Annotated in this window: 19 protein-coding genes and 1 pseudogene; 16 read left to right on the top strand and 4 right to left on the bottom strand. The window is 33.7% G+C overall.

The genetic code is table 11. The annotated features are described in order from the left end of the window. Nucleotides 1–656 precede the first annotated feature (656 nt). From LA754_RS03370 to LA754_RS03350, 5 genes are all read left to right on the top strand, one after another. Entirely contained in the window at nucleotides 657–779 is a 123-nt protein-coding gene (locus LA754_RS03370) for a hypothetical protein (RefSeq protein WP_007549233.1), read from the top strand. A 96-nt stretch (nucleotides 780–875) separates the two neighbouring features. Continuing rightward, nucleotides 876–1,238: a ferredoxin family 2Fe-2S iron-sulfur cluster binding protein gene (locus LA754_RS03365; RefSeq protein WP_077190463.1), complete on the top strand. Its 363-nt coding sequence runs from the start codon at nucleotides 876–878 to the stop codon at nucleotides 1,236–1,238. Further along, a complete protein-coding gene (locus tag LA754_RS03360) occupies nucleotides 1,231–2,271 on the top strand; it encodes a hypothetical protein (protein ID WP_006279335.1) in 1,041 nt (346 codons plus the stop codon). Before LA754_RS03365 ends, LA754_RS03360 begins: the two co-directional genes overlap by 8 nt. Beyond that, nucleotides 2,255–2,641 carry a cytochrome c-type biogenesis protein gene (locus LA754_RS03355; protein ID WP_015589263.1) on the top strand — a complete coding sequence of 129 codons (387 nt, stop codon included), beginning with the start codon at nucleotides 2,255–2,257 and terminating at the stop codon, nucleotides 2,639–2,641. Before LA754_RS03360 ends, LA754_RS03355 begins: the two co-directional genes overlap by 17 nt. Before the next feature lie 135 nt (nucleotides 2,642–2,776). Then, a protein-coding gene (locus LA754_RS03350) for an IS5 family transposase (RefSeq protein ID WP_238513981.1) occupies nucleotides 2,777–3,561 on the top strand; the annotation gives its coding sequence in 2 pieces (ribosomal slippage) (nucleotides 2,777–3,098 and nucleotides 3,098–3,561; 786 coding nt in all). A gap of 24 nt (nucleotides 3,562–3,585) precedes the next feature. Here LA754_RS03350 and LA754_RS03345 read toward each other — a convergent pair. Beyond that, nucleotides 3,586–3,724, bottom strand: a pseudogene (locus LA754_RS03345) (IS4-like element ISWosp8 family transposase); the annotation flags it as partial. A 296-nt stretch (nucleotides 3,725–4,020) separates the two neighbouring features. Then, nucleotides 4,021–4,413 carry a TraR/DksA family transcriptional regulator gene (locus tag LA754_RS03340; RefSeq protein WP_064124828.1) on the bottom strand — a complete coding sequence of 131 codons (393 nt, stop codon included), beginning with the start codon at nucleotides 4,411–4,413 and terminating at the stop codon, nucleotides 4,021–4,023. A gap of 106 nt (nucleotides 4,414–4,519) precedes the next feature. On the opposite strand from LA754_RS03340, the gene LA754_RS03335 reads away from it, so the two are divergent. Then, nucleotides 4,520–5,167 carry a heme exporter protein CcmB gene (locus LA754_RS03335; protein ID WP_077190555.1) on the top strand — a complete coding sequence of 216 codons (648 nt, stop codon included), beginning with the start codon at nucleotides 4,520–4,522 and terminating at the stop codon, nucleotides 5,165–5,167. A 476-nt stretch (nucleotides 5,168–5,643) separates the two neighbouring features. Here the strand turns inward: LA754_RS03335 and trmB are convergent, their stop codons facing one another. Next, nucleotides 5,644–6,309, bottom strand: a complete 666-nt coding sequence (gene trmB, locus LA754_RS03330) for a tRNA (guanosine(46)-N7)-methyltransferase TrmB (RefSeq protein WP_012673367.1) — start codon at nucleotides 6,307–6,309, stop codon at nucleotides 5,644–5,646. A gap of 139 nt (nucleotides 6,310–6,448) precedes the next feature. On the opposite strand from trmB, the gene LA754_RS03325 reads away from it, so the two are divergent. The 3 genes from LA754_RS03325 (at nucleotide 6,449) to LA754_RS03315 (ending at nucleotide 8,808) form a co-directional block, all read left to right on the top strand. Next, complete coding sequence (locus LA754_RS03325; RefSeq protein ID WP_012673366.1) at nucleotides 6,449–8,101, top strand: 30S ribosomal protein S1; 1,653 nt, start codon at nucleotides 6,449–6,451, stop codon at nucleotides 8,099–8,101. Between the two features lie 29 nt (nucleotides 8,102–8,130). Next, entirely contained in the window at nucleotides 8,131–8,409 is a 279-nt protein-coding gene (locus LA754_RS03320; protein ID WP_010963035.1) for an HU family DNA-binding protein, read from the top strand. 72 nt (nucleotides 8,410–8,481) lie between these two features. Continuing rightward, a complete protein-coding gene (locus tag LA754_RS03315) occupies nucleotides 8,482–8,808 on the top strand; it encodes a cell division protein ZapA (RefSeq protein ID WP_010082086.1) in 327 nt (108 codons plus the stop codon). On the opposite strand, the gene LA754_RS03310 is transcribed toward LA754_RS03315, so the two are convergent. Next, on the bottom strand, nucleotides 8,783–9,061 hold the full coding sequence (locus LA754_RS03310) for an FAD assembly factor SdhE (protein WP_006279484.1): 279 nt from the start codon (nucleotides 9,059–9,061) through the stop codon (nucleotides 8,783–8,785). The two genes, LA754_RS03315 and LA754_RS03310, sit on opposite strands and share 26 nt — an antisense overlap. Before the next feature lie 99 nt (nucleotides 9,062–9,160). Between LA754_RS03310 and rseP the strand changes: the two genes are divergently transcribed. From rseP to ffh, 7 genes are all read left to right on the top strand, one after another. After that, nucleotides 9,161–10,279 carry an RIP metalloprotease RseP gene (rseP, locus tag LA754_RS03305; RefSeq protein WP_006279483.1) on the top strand — a complete coding sequence of 373 codons (1,119 nt, stop codon included), beginning with the start codon at nucleotides 9,161–9,163 and terminating at the stop codon, nucleotides 10,277–10,279. A gap of 8 nt (nucleotides 10,280–10,287) precedes the next feature. Next, nucleotides 10,288–12,624, top strand: a complete 2,337-nt coding sequence (gene bamA, locus LA754_RS03300) for an outer membrane protein assembly factor BamA (RefSeq protein WP_457923729.1) — start codon at nucleotides 10,288–10,290, stop codon at nucleotides 12,622–12,624. Beyond that, the gene (locus LA754_RS03295) at nucleotides 12,625–13,176 is read left to right on the top strand and encodes an OmpH/Skp family outer membrane protein (RefSeq protein ID WP_006279641.1); all 552 of its coding nucleotides are present in this window, start codon (nucleotides 12,625–12,627) and stop codon (nucleotides 13,174–13,176) included. Between the two features lie 4 nt (nucleotides 13,177–13,180). Beyond that, the gene (gene fabZ / locus LA754_RS03290) at nucleotides 13,181–13,612 is read left to right on the top strand and encodes a 3-hydroxyacyl-ACP dehydratase FabZ (RefSeq protein WP_006279640.1); all 432 of its coding nucleotides are present in this window, start codon (nucleotides 13,181–13,183) and stop codon (nucleotides 13,610–13,612) included. Between the two features lie 45 nt (nucleotides 13,613–13,657). Next, the gene (locus LA754_RS03285) at nucleotides 13,658–16,540 is read left to right on the top strand and encodes an FAD-dependent oxidoreductase (protein WP_006279639.1); all 2,883 of its coding nucleotides are present in this window, start codon (nucleotides 13,658–13,660) and stop codon (nucleotides 16,538–16,540) included. Between the two features lie 303 nt (nucleotides 16,541–16,843). Then, a complete protein-coding gene (locus LA754_RS03280) occupies nucleotides 16,844–18,403 on the top strand; it encodes a proton-conducting transporter transmembrane domain-containing protein (protein ID WP_077190549.1) in 1,560 nt (519 codons plus the stop codon). Next, nucleotides 18,388–19,731, top strand: a complete 1,344-nt coding sequence (gene ffh, locus LA754_RS03275) for a signal recognition particle protein (RefSeq protein WP_457923728.1) — start codon at nucleotides 18,388–18,390, stop codon at nucleotides 19,729–19,731. Before LA754_RS03280 ends, ffh begins: the two co-directional genes overlap by 16 nt. The last annotated feature ends 28 nt before the right edge of the window (nucleotides 19,732–19,759 follow it).

Here is a 19,759-nt window from a genome sequence, read left to right as displayed (position 1 = left end):
AGCCCCCTTATCATGAAACTGAAGCTATTTATTTATCTTCTCTGTACAGATTAAATGACAAAAAAACTCACGTATCTGGCGTCTCATGTTTAATTTTTTGCACTATGTGCACCTTATGTCTTTATCAAATTTCTAGGTTTTTACCTACACAAGCTGAGATACGCTTATAAAGCATTTAAAACATTAAAAAACGCCAACTTAAAAAATGGATAGTGAATAATTAGCTACCCTAGGGTTTCTTTTGCCTTTTTTTCTGTTTAGTAAATTTCTTAATGTTTATAATTTAGATTAGTTGCGGCTTAAAAGCAACTGAATCGCGGTTATTAAACGTTTAGAATAAAAAAACGCCATACTTGAAAGTATAATGTAAGTAATTAGCCAACCACGGGGCTTCTTTTGCCTTTTTTTCATTTGGTAAATTTCTTAATATTTATGGCTGAACGACAATCGTCATCCCGCTGCTTGTTAGCGGGATCTCTTGTTAGCGGCTGAGATACCGCGAATGAATCGCGGTATGACGGTTCGCGACGGCGTGACGATAAGCTCGTTATCCCGCTGCTTGTTAGCGGCTAAGAGATACCGCGGCAGTATGACGGTTAAGTGGGGTGTCATCCCAGTGTCAGCTACTCGGATGACAGGAGAAGGAGGCTACTTGCATGACACCATTCTTTTTTCTGGATCCAAGTAATCAGGGCACTGGGATGACAAGAAGAGGGCACTGCCGTCATAAAGGAACCAGTGTCAGCTACTCGGATGACAACAAAGAGCTACTTGGATAACAAGAAATATAGGTACTGGAATTGTAAAGAGTTTGCAAATATTAGTTATTACCTGTAGGATATAGAGAAATTAGTAAGGATTTTAATAGGAATAATATGCCATCTGTTGCTTTTATTTTACCTGATGGGAGTAAGAAAAGCTATGAAGCTGCAGAGGGAGAAACTCTGCTCAATTTAGCCCACAGAAGTGATCCAGATCTGCTTGAAGGTGCATGTGAAGGTTCTCTTGCTTGCTCTACATGCCATGTAATTGTTGATCCAAAGTTTTATAATGCTGTAGAAATACATAACCCTATATCTGATGAGGAAAATGATATGTTAGACCTAGCTTTCGGCTTAACAGAGACGTCGAGGCTTGGATGCCAAATAAAAATCACAAAAGATATCGACGGCTTGTGTGTAACCATACCAAGGGGTACAAGAAACATATCATTAGATAAACAGGGGAATCATGCGTAAGATTTTTATCTATATTATCATCTCTTTACTTTTGTTTATTCCTGTAGCGTATAGTGGTTTTTGGTATTTTTCTGCATGTAAGGTAAAAAATCTTTTAGCTGAAACAATACTATACATTAACGACGAAAAATTTGATATTTCACATGATTTTAGTGGATTTCCTACTAACCTAATTTTCCGTGTGACAAACCCAAAATTTTCCAATGAGCAATTAACCATCTCATCTGATGCTTTATTGATAAAAAATAGATTGTTTAATAAATCAGTATATATCTACATACCAAGCAATGAAGTCAACATTGCTGTTCATGATGATGAGAAAAAGAATATAAAATGCCACGCAAACGATAGCAGCCACTTTGTTGTTAGACTAAACGATTTACCATCTTCATTGCGATTCAACAGAAATAGTACCGTGATAGACTATATAGGTACATTTCGTTACGAAGATTATGGATTAAAATGTGATGTTTCAGAAAATCAGCAAAGTGTTATAACTGAAGTGAATGATAAAAGTAATTACATTCAATTTTACCTCGATAAAGAACTGAGTGGAAATGCTAAGCTAGGATTTGATTTGTATACTTATCGGTATAAAAATACTGCAAGTCCTGAAAGTTACCTTAGTATCGATACTAAATTTGATTATGAATTTGTAAACGACATCTCGGCTTCCAGAATTAATTTCAATATAGAGAAATTTTTGATTCAAAGTAATAATTTTTCTTTTGCTGCAGATGGTGGGGTAAACAATTACAACTTAGTTACTTATTCATTTAAAGACAAAATCAACGTGGCTATATCAAATTATAAAGAATTAATCTCGTTTATGATTGGTGACTCAAAAACTTCAGATGCGTTTGAAAAATTAATGTCTTCCTTATCAGAAAAAACAACTGATGATGGCATTCAATTTTCAATAAAGTACGATGATGATGTAGGGTCAAGTTTTATTGGAAAGTTATCCACCACTGATTTTATGAACCAGCTCAGTAAAATAACCCAATTAACCAAGGATGAGAGCAGTAGTTAGTTTACTTTTCATATTGATATTCCACTCAGGCGTAAACGCTTTTACTCTGGATAATAAACTCAGAGATAAAAGCATGGAAAAACGAGCAACAAGTTTATTTGAAATAATAAGGTGTCCAATATGTTCTGGCGAATCATTGTCTGAATCTGGATCTCAGATCGCGTATGATATGCGAGAAGCAATTCGTAAAAAAATCAATGATGGATACACAGATGAAGAGATAATCTCAGAGTTAAAAAATTCTTACGGCAATTCAATTATAATCGTACCGCCTATAAAATCTAGCACTTACATTTTGTGGTTTATTCCACTTACAACTCTGCTTATTGGGTGTTTTTTAATACAAAGATACATCAATACAACCACTTAAACCTTTTATATATAGCTAAAGTGACTTAGAGGTTGTCCGGAAACAAGTAAAAGGCTATAATATCTGAAATTTTAGTACGGGGTAAAGATGAGAAAAAAGTATCCAACAGATCTAAGCGAAAGGGAATAGGCAAGAATAGAAAAACACTTCAGAGTATCATACAAGAAAGGAGGAAGGCCGCCAAAGTATAGCAAAAGAGAAATATTAGAAGCAATTTTCTATGTATTGCGTACAGGGTGTCAATGGCGGTATTTACCAAATGATTTTCCGCTATGGAAGACTGTGTATGAGCAGTTCAGGCAATGGAAGAAGCAGGGAATTTTTGAGAAAATGAATTATGAAATTACAAAATATAGTAGAAGAAAAATAGGAAGGAATGAGCAGCCAAGTGCCTGTATAGTAGATAGTCAATCTGTAAAGACTACAGAAAAGGGGGGATCAAAGGCTATGATGGAAGTAAAAAAGTAAAGGGTAGAAAAAGGCATATAATTACAGACACTCAGGGTTTTATACTAGGTTGTTACGTAGGCGCTGCTAACGAAAATGATAGAGATGGTATTAAAATAGCATTAAACAATATGAGAACAAAATATACTAAAGTTAAAAAAATGTGGGCTGACATGGGATACCAAGGAAGAAATTTAAAGAATCACATAAAGGAAGAATATGACATAGATATTGAAATTGTTACAAGGCCTCCATGTAGATTTTGGGTGCACAAAGATACGCCACCTGAGCTACTACCAACAAGAGAACAAGGGTTTAAAGTACAGCCAAGAAGATGGGTTGTAGAAAGGACTTTTGCTTGGGTTAATAGGAATAGAAGGCTATCGAAGGAGTATGATTTACTCACAACATCCACTGAGAATTTCATATACCTAGCTATGAGTAGGGTTATGTTAAAGAGGGAATATGCTTGAATTTACTTGTTTCCGGACAACCTCTAACTTTAAAATCATAGAAAATACTGTCGAAAAAGGAAGTTTTCTTGTTCGTGTAAAACTCAACACAATGGATTTTCTGAAAAGTTTTCGAGTATATTATATTTTTAATTTGTAGAATAAGGTTTTTTCCTTTTTGCATATTTCACCTAAAAAGGACACATTTTAGACTTCTTTGTTGAAATAAAACAGAAACAAAAGTGCTGTCCCTTGCACTCTTTGGATAATTTAATGATAAAAAATTTGGAGAGAAATTTTATACACAATCTCTGACATTTTTCCTTAAGTTGACGCCATTGCCTGAACGGATACAACTTAATTTTTAATCTGCAGGAGTCAAGTTGAGAATGTCCAATTTTCCACTTTCTTTATAGCATAACATACTTCAGCGCCTCTTGCTCCTCTTGAAGTCCAATGGGCTCACCACTTATGTGTAAATTAATCGTTAATGTTGTACACGTTCTTTTCTTTTTCTACTCTCTCTTGCTCTTCAATACAATATATAGCAAGCGGATTAGCTTTAAGTCTTTCGACTCCTATTTCTTCTCCTGTTCCATCGCAGTAACCATAAGTGCCTAATTTTATTTTTTCTAACGCCTCCTTAATTTTTTCTTTTCTATCTTTTCGACGCTTGATTAATTCCTCGTTTCCACTATCTCCATCAGAATAGTATGTATCAATACTATTCTCTTCTAGTTCTTGTTTCTCCAGCTCAGCGAGTATTGACTGTAACTTTAAGCTGAAGTATTCCAGTTGTTTTACGCTCATATATTCTTCATCTTCTGAAGGAGTGTAATCTTCTGGTGACTTTATTTTTGGTAACTTTTCCATAATTGCATTATCAAAAAAATAATAAAACCTATATAATTTATGAACAAAAAATTATACTACCTCAAAGTAAACACTATAATTTATAATAAACATTTAAAAGCCTAGTATGATCGACTCAGTAAAAAAATTAGTAATAGATGATAAGAGCTTTACCTATATAGTATGTATTTTTATCATAATGTTAAGTTTATCTTCATTTACACTTAAAAACAACAATAAACAAGAAGTTATGTTAACATTAACATGGATATGTGCTACATTTGTTTTGCAGATTTCTACAAATAATTTGTTTACATCTGATTATCATGATGGAATATTAGAGCAAATCTTTGTACAGCCACTCTCTTCTAGGCTTATAGTTGCTTATAAAATTTTCGCTCACTGGCTATTATTTGGATTACCAATTTCAGTGATTTCTTCCATATTCAGCTTTGCAGTTCTATGCAATAGTATTGAACACTCAATAGCAGTTGGAGTGTCTTTATTATTTAATACGCTGATAATCATTAATATTTCAGCTACTGGAAATGCATTGATGATTGGTCGAAACAACTTAGCATCAGGAGTATCGCAAATTCTTGTTTTGCCAATGATAATGCCAACCTTTGTGTATTTTAAAATGCTAACTCAATTTGAAAATTTGTCCTTGAATATTTATACACTACTAATCACCATCTTAATTTTTGTTATTTTGATTGTTAACAGCACCATAACTACTCACATGGCACTAAAATTTGCTGTGGAACAGGATTGAAAAATCTTACTGTTATTCAGTAGACTTCTTGCATAACCTAGAAAAAAGGCAAATAGTTATTATAGATTTAGGTTTATCGACAATTTGAAAAACCTTCATTCCAGCATCCTTCCCTGTCATCCAAGTAGCCCTTCGTTGTCATCCCAGTGTCAAAAACTGGGATAACAGCTAACCTGACAACAGTCATCCCGCTACTTGTTAGCGGCTAAGAGATACCGTGACGGTATGACGGTTCGCGGTGGCATGACGATAAGCCTCATCATCCCGCTACGTGTTAGCGCCGCGGCGGTATGACGATTCGCAGCGGCATGACGAGAAAGGGGCTACTTGGATGATACCTTTTTTCTACTTAGTTTGGGTTATGCAAGAAGTCTATTCCTTCATAAGGAGAAGTAGTTAAAGGAATTTACTCTATTTCTCCCTCTTTTTTTATTATTTTTAATCTATAGTTAACGTAAAAGAGATATGCAAAAACTCTATTGATCCATAGTCTGCAAATTATTAATAACACTTACTTTAAAGAACCTCACTTTACGCTGATCTTTGAGCGCTCTTCTGTGGTATTTTGTAAGAGTATAACTTGTGAAATCGTCTTCCCTATAGATTAAAGAGTTACACTGCTTTATATGTGATGCTATCCACTCTGCATAGTCCTGATGATCGGTTGCAATGAATATTTCCCCTGTTATAAGTATTTTTTTTGCTAATAAATTTAAAAATTCCGTATTAATTAATCGTCTTTTATTGTGACTTCTTTTTGGCCATGGATCTGGAAAGAGAATAAAGAATCTTTCAACACTGTTATCAGGAAAATTTGCAATCAATTCTCTTGCATCTTCTGTCCACATTAAAATATTTTTTATGTTCTGTATTTCTATGTTTGTCAGCAAGCGAGAAACCCCCTTTAAGTAGGGCTCACATCCTATAAATAATAGATCAGGTTCATTGAGCACCTGGTAAAGCATATTTTCACCGTTGCCAAAGCCTATTTCTACCCATATTCTTTTTTGTGAATTTACAATTTTCTCTATAGATTCCTTGCTGTTTTGAATAGAATATTTTTCCAATATTTCATCAACATCAGGTTTTAGCCTGGACCTTCTGGAGAACGATCTAATCCACTTGCTATTCTTAAATAGCATATTCTTGATACATATATAATTTTCTCACTATATTTTATATAGCTTAAACAATTCTCGAAATGAGTTAATGAAAAATTACTTGTCAATAATTGTTAATATTATATAATATATGAGTTCTAATAAAGTTTAAGTTAAAGGTATGAATAATAATAATCCAGTCGTAAATCTACCGGTTACTATCAGAAAGCTATCATCAAACAAATTTATAGAAGAGATATGTCAAGGCCAATTTGAGGATCAAGATAATACCTTGTTTGAAGATTCTTTTGTTAACAAAATTAAAGAAGGAGATGTGGTAGAAGGTGTAATTACAAGAATAAACCCTAACGACGTTGTGGTTGATATTGGTTTAAAATCTGACGGGAGAATTCTGATCAAGGAACTCGGTTGTAATGATGAGGTCATTATTGGCTCGAAAATCAGAGTTTATGTGGAAAGAATTGAAGATTATCATGGTAATGTTGTTCTTAGTCGTGAAAAAGCAATTAGGGACGAAAAATGGAATAAGTTGGAAGAAGATACAGTTACAAGGGCTGAAGTAAGCGGAGTTATTAAACGCTCAATTAAATGTGGCTTTATTGTTGATCTTGGTGACGGAATAAGCGCTTTTTTACCGCTGAGTCATGTGGATTTGAAGCAAGTAAAAGATGCGAAGCACCTTATTGAAACTGAACAAAAGTTCATCGTGCTTAAAATGGATAAGAAGCAGGGCAATATTGTAGTATCAAGAAAGCTGGTGTTAGAAAAATTGCACGCTGGTGAAAAAATTAAATTTTTAGAATCTTTAAATGAAGGCGATATAATAGAAGGGAAAATAAAAAGTATCACTCATTACGGTGTATTTGTCGGTATTCATGAATCAGATGTAGTGGGAGTTATAGATGGATTGTTACATATTACAGATATCTCTTGGAGTAGGGTAAGTCATCCGTCTGCAGTTTTTACTTGTGGTCAGACTATAAAAGTTAAAATTATAAAAATAGACAAGGAAAATGCTAAAATTTCCTTGGGTGTGAAGCAGCTAGAAGATAGCCCTTGGCAAGATGCAGAGTCAAAATATCCAGTTGATAGTGTGCATAAGGGTTATGTAACAAGCATAGAAGATTATGGATTATTTGTTGAGCTTAGACCTGGAATTGAAGGTTTAGTGCACTCGTCAGAAATAACTTGGGTTAAGAGTAATTTACCAGTTAGTAGTCTCGTAACAAGGGGACAAGAAGTATATGTAAAAATTCTCAGTATTGACATTGCTAAGAGTAGGATGAGTTTAAGCATGAAAAGGTGTGTAGACAACCCTTGGCAAGTATTTATCAATAAATATCCTCCTGGTTCTATTGTTTCTGGTGAAGTGAAGAATAATACCGGCTCATATGTATCTGTTGCTTTCGGTGATTCTGAAATAGATGAGAACGTAGAAGGGACAATATATGTGAAAGATTTTAGTTGGTCTAAAAATGGTTCAGATGAGATAAAGAAGTATAATGTAGGTGATAAAATAGAAGCAAAAGTAATAAGGGCTAACGTGAATCGGGCAAGAATTTATCTTGGAATAAAACAAATAGAGTATGATCCTCTTGAAGAACTGATAAAGAAAGTTAAGGTAGGTGATAAAATACAGGTTATTGTAGGTAAGAGAGAAGATAATGGACTAGTCGTTGAAGTTGAGAACGATGTAACCCTTCTAATAGATCAAGAGCATTTACCAGAGAATAAAAAATTCTCTATATCAGAAAAAATAGAAGTTGAAGTATTGGGTGTTGAGGAATATAACATAGCATTATCTGCTAAGTGATAAGGTTTACTTATTTTGGCTTCATATAAATGGCAACAAAGTCTGATATAATAGCGAGGGTAGCAAAAAGACATCCTTTTTTAGATAAGATTGTTATAGCAGCTATAGTTGATAGATTTTTTGGGATACTTTCAAGCACATTGAAACATCATAATAGAGTTGAAATTAGGGGGTTTGGTTCTTTTTCAGTTAGAAGTTATAACTTGAAAGAAACAAGCCATTTAATGTTACAGAAGTTTACAAAGAATCAATACTTTAAAACATATTTTCGTAGCAGTAAAAAATTATCTGATTTGATAAATGAATAAAAATTTATACCATAAATAAGATGAAAGTAGGGGTTTGAGTTTATACTGTACGATAGAAATTTTTAGCACCATATGCAAGTAGTAGAAATAGTTATACGTAATAACACATATAAAATATCTTGCGAAAGTGGGAAGGGGAATCATTTATTACGCCTTGCTAATAGTTTTGACAAGTTAGTTAGTTCTGTATCTCAAAAAACTGGAGGTAAGGGTTCGGATGCATTAAATTTCTTACTTGCAGCACTAATTCTTGAGGATAAAATTTTAGAATTAACAAAGCGATTAGATGAAGTAAATCAAGAGCGCGAAAAGTATAGAAACGAGAAAAGAATAGAATATACTGAGGTACTAGATAAGGTAAATAAGATTATCACTAATCTTGAGTGCATAAAGGATTAGCTTCAATAAAGCAAGCAATTAAATTGACTATCTGACTATTCAAGCCAGGAGGGAGGTTTGTCTTACGAGTTATGTAACAATATAATTCGTAATCATCAAGATCAACTATTTTTTCGTATTCGATTAGTTCGCTTAAGGAAAATTTATCAAGATATTTCAATGCGAAATGCCCTAAAAGTATATCGGTTTCTTTGCAACCCCTATGCCAGCTTCTATATATTAATTTTCTTCTGAGTAGTGAGGTATCTGTCATTACAATTAAACTTTTTTTAATTTAAAAGTTAAACTAAATACTTGTCAAGCGAGGCGCATTTTAATATACTTAACATTTTGTTAAGATCTAAATATACAGGTGGAATTAATTTCTAATCTTATCCATCAATTTAGCGATGGAATATATTATTTTTTATCATTTTCTTTAATAATTTCTGTCATAGTATTCGTGCATGAATATGGGCATTATGTTGTTGCCAAAGCATGCAAAGTTAAAGTTGAATCTTTTTCCATAGGTTTTGGTCCTGAAATTTTTGGTTTTAACGATAAGTCTGGAACTAGATGGAAATTAAGCGCTGTTCCATTGGGTGGTTATGTTAAAATGCTAGGAGATACTAATGCAGCGAGTGTCCCAGCTGATCAACAAGAATTAACGGAAGAAGAAAAATTGTATTCATTTCATACAAAACTGCGTCATAAAAAAGCAGCAGTAGTTTTTGCAGGGCCTTTTGCAAACATGGTATTTGCTGTTATAGCTTTTACAATATTTTTTAGCATAGCAGGTTATTATCGCACTCCACCGGTGATTGAAAATGTAATCGAAGGTAGTGCAGCTAAGCAAGCTGGTTTGTTGCCAGGTGACACTATTACACAAATCAATGAGCATAAAATAAAATACTTTGAAGATATTTCACGTGTGATAATGTCGAATCCTAAAACAAGAATGGAGATTGAGTATAGCAGAAATAATGAGAAGCACAGGACCAGTTTAACTCCATTAATAATCAAGGACAAAGACGTTTTTGGCAACACAATAGAAAGAGAAACTATAGGGATTATTTCAGTCAATACATTAAAGCAGTCGTCTTTTCTTGGGGCTGTGAGCTTATCAGTAAGTGAAACTTACCACACTATGTGCTTAACGATCAAAGCTCTCTTTCACATTATTGTTGGTAAAAGGAGTATCAATGAAATAGGTGGACCAATAAAAATCGCAAAATATTCAGGACAATCAGCTAAAAAGGGATTTATTATGGTTCTATATTTTATGGCAATCATTTCAGCTAATTTAGCTGCAATTAACTTGCTGCCAATACCACTGCTAGATGGTGGGCATTTATTTCATTATATCATAGAAGCGGTTATACGTAGGGATTTAAGCTTGAAATGTCAAAAATATGCAGCTATTTTTGGTGCTTTAGTGTTGTTTTTGCTTATGGCAACTGGAATGTCAAATGATATTAGGGATCTTTTTTGAAATAAAATATGAAAAAGCTATTTTATATACTGGTAGTGGTTTTTATTTCTTTTCCTGCCCTGCTTGTTGCTTTAGGAACTGCGGAAAAAGTGCAGGTGAAAGATGTCAAATGTATTGGTAATGAGAGGGTAAGCAACCAGACAATAGGGTTCTATATAAAACTAAAATCTGGTGATTATATAAACGACGATGATATAGACTCAATTATAAAAGATCTATATAAAACAAAGTTATTTGCTAGTGTTAATGCTTACATAGATGATAAAAAAAATTTAGTAATAAAAATTCAAGAAAATCCACTAATTAACAAGATAATATTAAAGGGTAATAAGTTATTTAATAGCAAAGAGTTACTAAATAATGTGATTCAGTCAAAATCGCTAACTATTTTCACTGAAACAAAATTGCAAAACGATTTAATGAATTTAATCACTACTTATAGAAATAACGGTAAGGTTGGCGTTAAAATTGAATATGAGTTGGAGAAGCTCGATAGTAATAGGGTCAATCTAATTTTCAAAATAAAAGAAGGCAAAACCTCTAAAATTAAGGATATAAGATTTATAGGCAATAAAAACTTTTCTGAAAATGAGCTAGAGCAAGTTATTAAAAGACATAGTAATGACATATTTAGTAAGTTATTTAGAGCCATTTTTAAAGGCGAAAATCATTATTCACCGCAATATCTATTGATTAACACAGAATTGCTCGATCGTTTTTATTCGTCTAGGGGATATATTCAAAATAATATTCAACCAATTGTTGAGGTTGATAATAACAATCAAACAGAGTTAACTTTTTTGATTGACGAAGGACAGCAGTATTTGTTTGGAAATAATGAGGTTAATATTGAAACTGAAATTCAGGATTTGAGCCTAAAAGAAGAAATATTGGATTTTATAACAGAGGAAAACGATAAGATATTTAATAGAGTTAAAATTAATAATACAGTAGAAAAAATAAACAAATATTTAAATGAAAAAGGATACATATTTGCAAAAGTTAATCCAGAGTATGCACAACGTGACAACGTTGTAGATGTAACCTACAGAGTGCTGCCGGGTAAAAAGATTTATATAAATCAAATTACAATTGATGGTAACGATCGCACTTTAGATAAAGTGATCAGAAGTAAGCTAAGTGTAGCAGAAGGTGATGCATACAATATATCTGAGATTCAAAAGTCACGTAAAAAACTAATGAGTAGTGATTTTTTTGGAACAGTGAAAGTAAATAGTTACGCAGTTAATGATAATACAGTAAATCTTGACTTAAATGTTAAAGAAAAAAACACTACTTCGTTGTATTTGGGAGGCGGTGTGTCTCTTCCTGGTGGAGCATTGATTAAAATTGACCTCAAAGACCGTAATTTATTTGGTACTGGAAAAGAGCTCTCTTTTGCTCTTGAAAAAAGTCAATACGTATTTTCTACTGATTTAGAGTTTGTTGAAAATAATTTTAACGATTCTGATACGTCACTAGGCATGGGTGTATTTTATGAAAAACAAGATAAACCAAACACTACTTTTGATAGTTGCGATATGGGATTTTTTACAAAGTTATCATATAAAGTCACAGAGAACTTAACTAATTCCCTTCGCTATTCTTATAAGTATAATCATATACACATGGATAATAAGGGTGGACAAGACACCGATATCTCTGAAATAATACTGGACCGAAAAGGTAAACATCAGATTTCATCAGTGGGATACACGTTGGCATATAATAAACTGGATAATCTATATGCTCCAAAAGAAGGGTATTTACTGCGCTTAAGTCAGGATATTTCAGGATTGGGAGGAAACGTGAATTTCCTAAAATCTGAATTCTTATCTTTTTATACGCACCCTATATTAAGCAAAATTGACGATGATATAACGCTACGCTTTAAGATGGCGGCAGGTCATATTTTTTCTTATACTGATGAAAATCTAAACATTGGCCAGCACTTTTTTAAAGGGGGTAATGAGATTAGAGGGTTTGACCTTTCCGGTATTGGACCAAGAGCAGAAGACAAAAATAAAAGCTCATTAGGAGGCAAAACTTATTTTAATCTAACACAGCAAGTGGATTTTCCTCTACCAAAACTATATGACTATGCTGGTATCAAAGGCTCACTATTTGTTGACTATGCGACACTTTTTGGCTTAGATGATAAAAATAAGAAGTATGAAGGGAAATACTATGATAGCAAGCTTGTGAGAGTGTCACCAGGTTTTGGCTTTTCAATGCTTTCTCCTTTTGGTAGACTTAGATTGGATTTCGGGTTTCCTTTAGTAAAGGAATCTTATGATATAATACCATCACCAAATGTTAAATTTTCTATTGAAGCGGGGATTTGAATGAAATATATACAGTTATTTATATCAGTTATTGCCTTAATTATTTCCTTATTTGTGGGGTATAAGTTTGTAGGATATCAACCTCAGAACACAAAAGCTGCAATTATCGATAGTGACAAAGTCATCAATGAATCTCTTGCTCTGCAAAATATACAACAACAAATAAAGGAGCAGAATTCTAGATTACAACAAGAATTTGAAAGTGAGTTAGAAAAACTTAAGCCATCAAAAGAAGAATTTGAACTTTTGTCAGAAGAAGCAAAAAAAGAAAAGACAGAACAGTTTAATGAGCACACTGTAAATACTAGAGATAATTACGCTAAAAAAATGTTACATTTAGAAGAAAGCTATAGAGACGCAGTAGAGAGTGTTTTTAACAAGATAAAAGAAGTCGCTAAAAAAACGGCAGAAAAAAACAACATAGATTTGGTACTATTTATTTCAAAAAAGAACCAAGTTTTATACTCCACGGATGAAGTTGATTTATCAGATGTGGTATTAAACAATATAAACAAGAAAATACCTGAATTTGCTTTGAAAGGCATTGAGTAGGCTTATGCAATTTAATATCAGTGATATTATAAAAATATTACCACATTCTTATCCGTTTCTCTTAGTAGATAGAGTTATAGAGTGTGATCCTGGTAAAAGTATAAAAGCAATCAAAAATGTGACTTTCAATGAGCCATTTTTTATTGGCCACTTCCCTGGTCATCCAATAATGCCAGGAGTCTTGATAATTGAATCTCTAGCTCAGGCATCTGCTATATGTGTTCTAGGTAAAGAAACAATAGAAAATAAAGTTGTTTATTTGAGATCCATTGAAAATGCAAAATTCAGAAAGCCAGTTACTCCAGGGGACACATTGATTCTTCAAGCTAACATTCAAAGTGTGTGTTTAGGTGTACACAAATTTAGGTGTATTGCATCTGTTAGCGAAGAAAAAGTTGCAGAAGCAACAATCTCAGCAGTACTGCAAAATAAATAAAATCTTCATCTGTAAGAAACAGCATGTACACTTTATAGTATGGCAATGAAGCTGAATTTCAAAATCTCATTTTCGAATCTATATACTCGCAATGGATTAACAAAATTAGATGAGACATTTTTGAATTATATTAAATCATGTGATGAGAGCTTGTTTTGTTCATTAATTGAAGCAAGAGAAAAAGCAGCTTCTTCTTCGATGTCATCCCAGTGTCACCTCCCATCATCCCAGTGTCACCCCCCGTCATCCCAGTGCTTGACACTGGGATCTAGAAAACAAGAAGGACGGTCAGCTACTTGGATGACAGATAGTCAGTTAATAGTAGACCTCTCATATTTACTTGATGAATTTATTGCAAAACTTTTCAATGTTGAAAAAGAAATAGAGGAGCTAAAGAAAAAGCACAACGACTTTGCTGTAATATATAAGTGCAAAAGATTATTTGTCCAACGCTATGCATTGAAGAAATACACTAATGTGGCGAATATAGATATTACTAACAAACTAAGTCATTTTCTCACTTTGCCAACAACAGAAAAAAATTTTGCTGAGCAGGTGATGCATTGGTTTGAAGATAAAGAAAATCACAAAGAAGAAATAGAACTTGCAGCACAATATGCAGTGTGGAGAGTAAAAAATAAACAGAGTATATTATTCAGTATTCATAAAAAAATCGACCACGAAAACCTCATACCATTTTCTAAAAAAGAAGTGGACAAAGTTGAAGTGCTGTATTCAAATGAAGTAAAAAGACGATACGGTTTTGATCTAACAAGCAAAAAGGTGAGTTTGAATAAAGCACTAGATAATGCTCACTACTGCATATTTTGTCATAAGCAAAGTAAGGACAGCTGCTCAAAGGGGCTAATTAATAACGACAATACTTTTAAACAATCTCCACTAAAAGTTGAACTGCACGGCTGCCCACTAGAGCAGAAAATATCAGAAATGAATCTGGTGAAAAGCGAAGGGTACAGCATAGCAAGTCTTGCAATTGTGATGATAGATAACCCATTATGCGCAGCCACTGGACACAGAATATGCAATGACTGCATGAATTCGTGCATATATCAAAAACAAGAACCCGTAAATGTGCCAGCAATTGAAACAAGGATTCTGGATGATGTGCTCAGTTTACCGTACGGATTTGAAATATATTCTCTGCTCAGCCGTTGGAATCCTTTAAATTTTCAGCGTTCATTGCCAAGAGAAAACACCGGAAAAAACATTCTAATTGTAGGCCTTGGTCCTGCTGGTTTTAATTTAGCTCATCATTTGTTGAACGATGGGCATAACGTTATCACCATTGATGGACTAAAAATTGAGCCTTTGATCGATAATTTCCAGCTAATTAAAGATTTTGAACACGAAAAATTGAGTGAACGCACGGCAGGAGGGTTTGGTGGGGTGGCAGAATATGGTATTACTTCTCGGTGGGATAAGAATTACTTAAAGATTATTAGATTACTGCTGGAAAGACGTGAGCATTTCGCACTTTATGGAGGCATTCGTTTTGGTGGCACGATTAATGTTGATGACGCGTTCAACTCGGGTTTTGATCACATTGCCCTAGCACTTGGCTCTGGCAAGCCACGAATGATCAAAATAAAGAATATACTAGCTCGTGGAGTGCGTATGGCATCTGACTTTCTTATGTCGTTACAACTGACTGGCGCTCTTAAATTTGATTCTATAGCAAATCTGCAAGTTCGTATGCCGATAGTTGTAATAGGGGCTGGGCTTACTGCGATTGACACTGCCACTGAAGCTTTAGCGTATTATCCAATTCAAGTAGAAAAATTTCTTCTTCGTTATGAGATATTAGTTGATAAGTATGGAAAGGACTGTGTTGAAAAAGATTGGACAGAAGAAGAGCGCGAAATTGCGAATGAGTTTATATCACACGCACAATTGATCCGAGAAAAGCAAAAGTTAGCAAAAAAAGAGAATAGAGAAATAAAAATATTAGAGTTGATGCAGAGTCTCGGGGGAGTGAAAGTTATATATAGAAAAGAGCTAAAAGATTCACCAAGTTATCGATTAAATAGCGAAGAGGTGCAAAATGGGCTGTCAGAAGGGATTTACTTTATTGAAAACTTAGAGCCAGTTGAAGTTGTGACGGATAAATATAACCATGCTGAATCAATAAAACTGATAGACACAAAATCCGGCGAAATCAAACGTATAAAAGCACGTTCTATTTTTATAGCAGCAGGTACTGAGCCAAATACAGTTATTGCAACAGAAGATAAAAAGCATTTTAAATTAAGTAATGGGTATTTTACTCATTTGAATTCATCAGGAAAAGAAATAGACCCAATATTTTCTCCTAAAATGCAAAATAAAGATAGAATATTAGTGTATAAGCAAGGCAATAAAACAATCAGCTTTTTTGGTGATCTTCACCCTTCGTATAGTGGCAGCGTCGTGAAAGCTATGGCAAGTGCTAAGAACGGCTACCCTATTATTTCTCAGCTTTTGAGTGGAGTTAATAGCTTCGTTTCTTTCATTCCAGTGTGTGATGTTGTGGGCCAGAAAAAAAATGCGTGGTCAAGTGTTGAAGACCTGGCTAATAAAGAATTATTTAATAGAATCAAAGAGCAATTCACTGCAAAGGTTATAAAAGTTCAATATTTAACAGACAAAGTTGTGGAAATAGTGATCAAAGCACCACTTGCGGCAAAGAATTTTAAGCCTGGGCAATTCTTTAGATTGCAAAATTTTGAAACCAATGGCAGAAAAGCCAATAATACAAACCTTGCTATGGAAGGTATAGCCGTAACCGGCACTGAAGTAGACAAAAAAAAAGGAATTATTTCCACTATTGTGCTGGAAATCGGCGGCTCCACTAATTTATGCAGACACTTAAGAGAAGGCGAGCAAATAATTCTTATGGGCCCAACTGGCAGACCTACTGAGGTTTACTAAGTCTCAATATTAAAGTGATGCCAAATTTTATTTCAAAAAGTAAATAATTTACTAACGCTCGTGCACAAATTAAAAATAAATTATGCACGAGTGTAGCGTTATGAATTAGGAGTGCTATACTAAAGCTTACCTCACTATTAAAGCTATCGGTCAGATTAGATTAAAAACCTAATCTGACCGGTTTCTCTATAACCCTCTAAACTCTGATATAATTATATGATAATTAGTTTAATTAGTGGTTAATATGCAAATTGATTTTATTCATATATTGAGATAGCATAAACCATATTGGTTTTAATTATTGTGCAACCTTATAAATCGTCACTGTTACTTCTACTGACTGTATTAATAGTTATAGTCCTAAAATTACCTGAAAATTTGAGCATTGCAGTAAATTGGTCTCTCCCAATTCTAGATTTTGATTTATCTTTTCGTACCATACTAATATCTTTTTTATCAGTTGCATTTTTAGCTGTTCTACCAGCACAAAATTTGACTTTTTCAGAGATGCTATCTTTTGCTGCTTACACTATTAGTTCACTTTATGCAGTTTTATCTGAACATATGATATTGGTTATAATATTCTGTGAATTAATGACCATCAGTGCATTTTTTATTATCGCAGCTAGCTGTAGAGATAGTGGACCTGCAATAAGGTACGCTTGTGTACACTTTTTCGTTGGAGTTATATTAATAGCAGGATTGGCACTTCAAAGCACTAACCTGATAATTTTGGGTTTATTGATAAACTGCGCTTGTTTTCCTTTTTCGTTTTGGGTTGTTGATGCATATCCTGCTGCATCGCTACATGGCACCACATATCTCTCTTTATTTACCACTAAAGTCTCTTTTTTAGTGATGCTTTTACACACTTATAACCTATGGCAAGATTGTACTGAAATATTAGCGCTTGTAGGCACCATCACTGCAATTTACAGCATTATATTTGCTTCTCTTGAGCAAAATATTCGCAGATTTTTATGCTATAACGTTGTAGGACAAATGGGCTTGCTGATTATTGCAGGAAGTTTGCTCAGTCCTTCGGAAAAAGCAATACCAATTTTGATACTGCATATAATCTTCTCTCTTGTTTATCAATCATTATTGTTTGTGGTCAGTAATTCGATTATTTCACAAACAAAAACAATTAGTTTTAATGGAGTGGGTAAACTGATGTCAGTGGAAGGCATGTGTGCTATAATCGCAATACTTACAATGGCTGCATTTCCTGGAACCGTTGGATTTATCAGTAAATCATATATCACAGCTGAAATTGAAATGAACACTGTTGCCTTAAAAGGGTATAAAAATTTATATAAGCTTCTAAATTTGCTGCTTCATTTAAGCGTGGGGCTAAAGTTTCTTTATTACTTATTTATTGCAAAAAGTAAGTCAAAACCTTTAGCAGAGAGAGGAGGAAAAATGACTATGATTATTTTAGCATTTATATGCGTAATCGCTGGCAATCCTTACTTACCTATTTACAATAAGCCTTCAATTTTTAATCTTGCGTACAACACAAAAAGTATTTGGTCGCAATTTAATTTATTACTATGTACCACTTTATTGTTTATTCCTTTACGCAAGTTATTTTACCCGAGAGTAAATTTTAAAATGGATGTTGATTGGATTTTTAGAGCTTTCATACCCTATATTATCTTGCTGTTCAATCAGTTAGTCTCTAAAACTAGAGAAATGTTTGCCAGCGTAGTGCAAAACTTGACTAATCCACTTACTGGTTTATACTTTAATAATATTACTAAACTTAAAGAAGTGCTGGGTTATAACTCAGTGAGTTTTGTTTCAGCTTCTTCTCTCTTTTTAATGAGTATTCTACTAATGCTATTATGTTTAAATCGTTAACTGAAAGTTTAAATTCTGTATTTAGTAAACTGAGAGGAAAGTCAATCATTTCTGAAGATGATTTTAATCTTGCCATGCGTGAAATACGCATAGCCTTAATTGAAGCTGACGTTTCACTTGAAGTTGCAAAAAAATTCATCAACGACATTAAAGATAAAGTGATTGGGGAAAAAGTCATAAAAAGTGTTTCTCCAGCACAAATGATAATTAAAATTGTACAGGATAATTTAGTTGCAGTTCTCGGATCAGAGAAAAGTGACTTAAATCTAGCAGTTAAACCCCCTGCTGTGATTATGATGGTGGGCTTACAAGGTGCAGGTAAAACAACTACCTCAGGAAAGCTTGCTTTAAAACTAAAAAAGCAAAAGAAAAAAGTGATGCTTGCCTCTTTAGACATTTATAGGCCTGCTGCCCAGAAACAACTTGAAGTGCTAGGTAAGCAAATAGATGTGCAAACTTTACCTGTAGTAATAGATGAGAAGCCCATTACAATTACAAAAAGGGCAATAGCAATAGCAAAGAACGATAATTATGATGTATTAATACTAGACACTGCAGGCAGGCTTCATATTGACAATAATATGATGAATGAGTTGAAAGCCGTAAAGGAAATAGCTTCACCTGCAGAAGTTATTTTAGTAGCCGACGCAATGATAGGCCAGGATGCGGTCAACATTGCCAAATCATTCAATGAGGTAATAGGTGTAACCGGCATTATTCTCACCCGTGTTGATGGTGATGCACGTGGTGGTGCTGCTCTTTCTATGAAAATGATCGCCGATTGTCCAATTAAATTTATTGCTTGTGGTGAAAAATTAAGTGACCTCGATGATTTTTATCCCGATAGAATTGCAAAAAGGATACTTAACATGGGTGATGTTGTATCATTGGTTGAAAAAGCTGCTGAGATTGTTGGTCAGGAAGAAATTGATAAGTTACAAAAGAAAGTGAAAAAAGGTAAATTCGACCTAAACGACCTAGTGGGAATGTTAAAAACTCTGAGTAAAATGGATGGCATTAGCAACATAATGAAATTCATTCCTAGTTCATTTACAAAAAAGCTAAGTAGCAGTGTGCCAGATGACAATAAAGTGAAAAAATATATAGCCATCATAAACTCAATGACTGAAAAAGAAAGGCAAAATCCAGATATTTTAAATGGCAAAAGAAGACTTAGAATTTCTAAGGGGTCCGGAACAACTGTAACTGACATTAATCTTCTAATTAAGCAGTATAATCAAATGAGCTCTATGGTAAATAAGTTCAGTAAAGTTGACCATAGTAAACTCAAAGAATCTGATTTGATGGATATGCTAAGCAGAAAGTAAGTGACCTTACCTTTAGCTATATCAAAAG

The organism is Wolbachia endosymbiont of Muscidifurax uniraptor (assembly GCF_054149795.1).
Note: the sequence above shows the minus strand (reverse complement) of the source record. Positions and strands in the feature narration are given on the sequence as shown.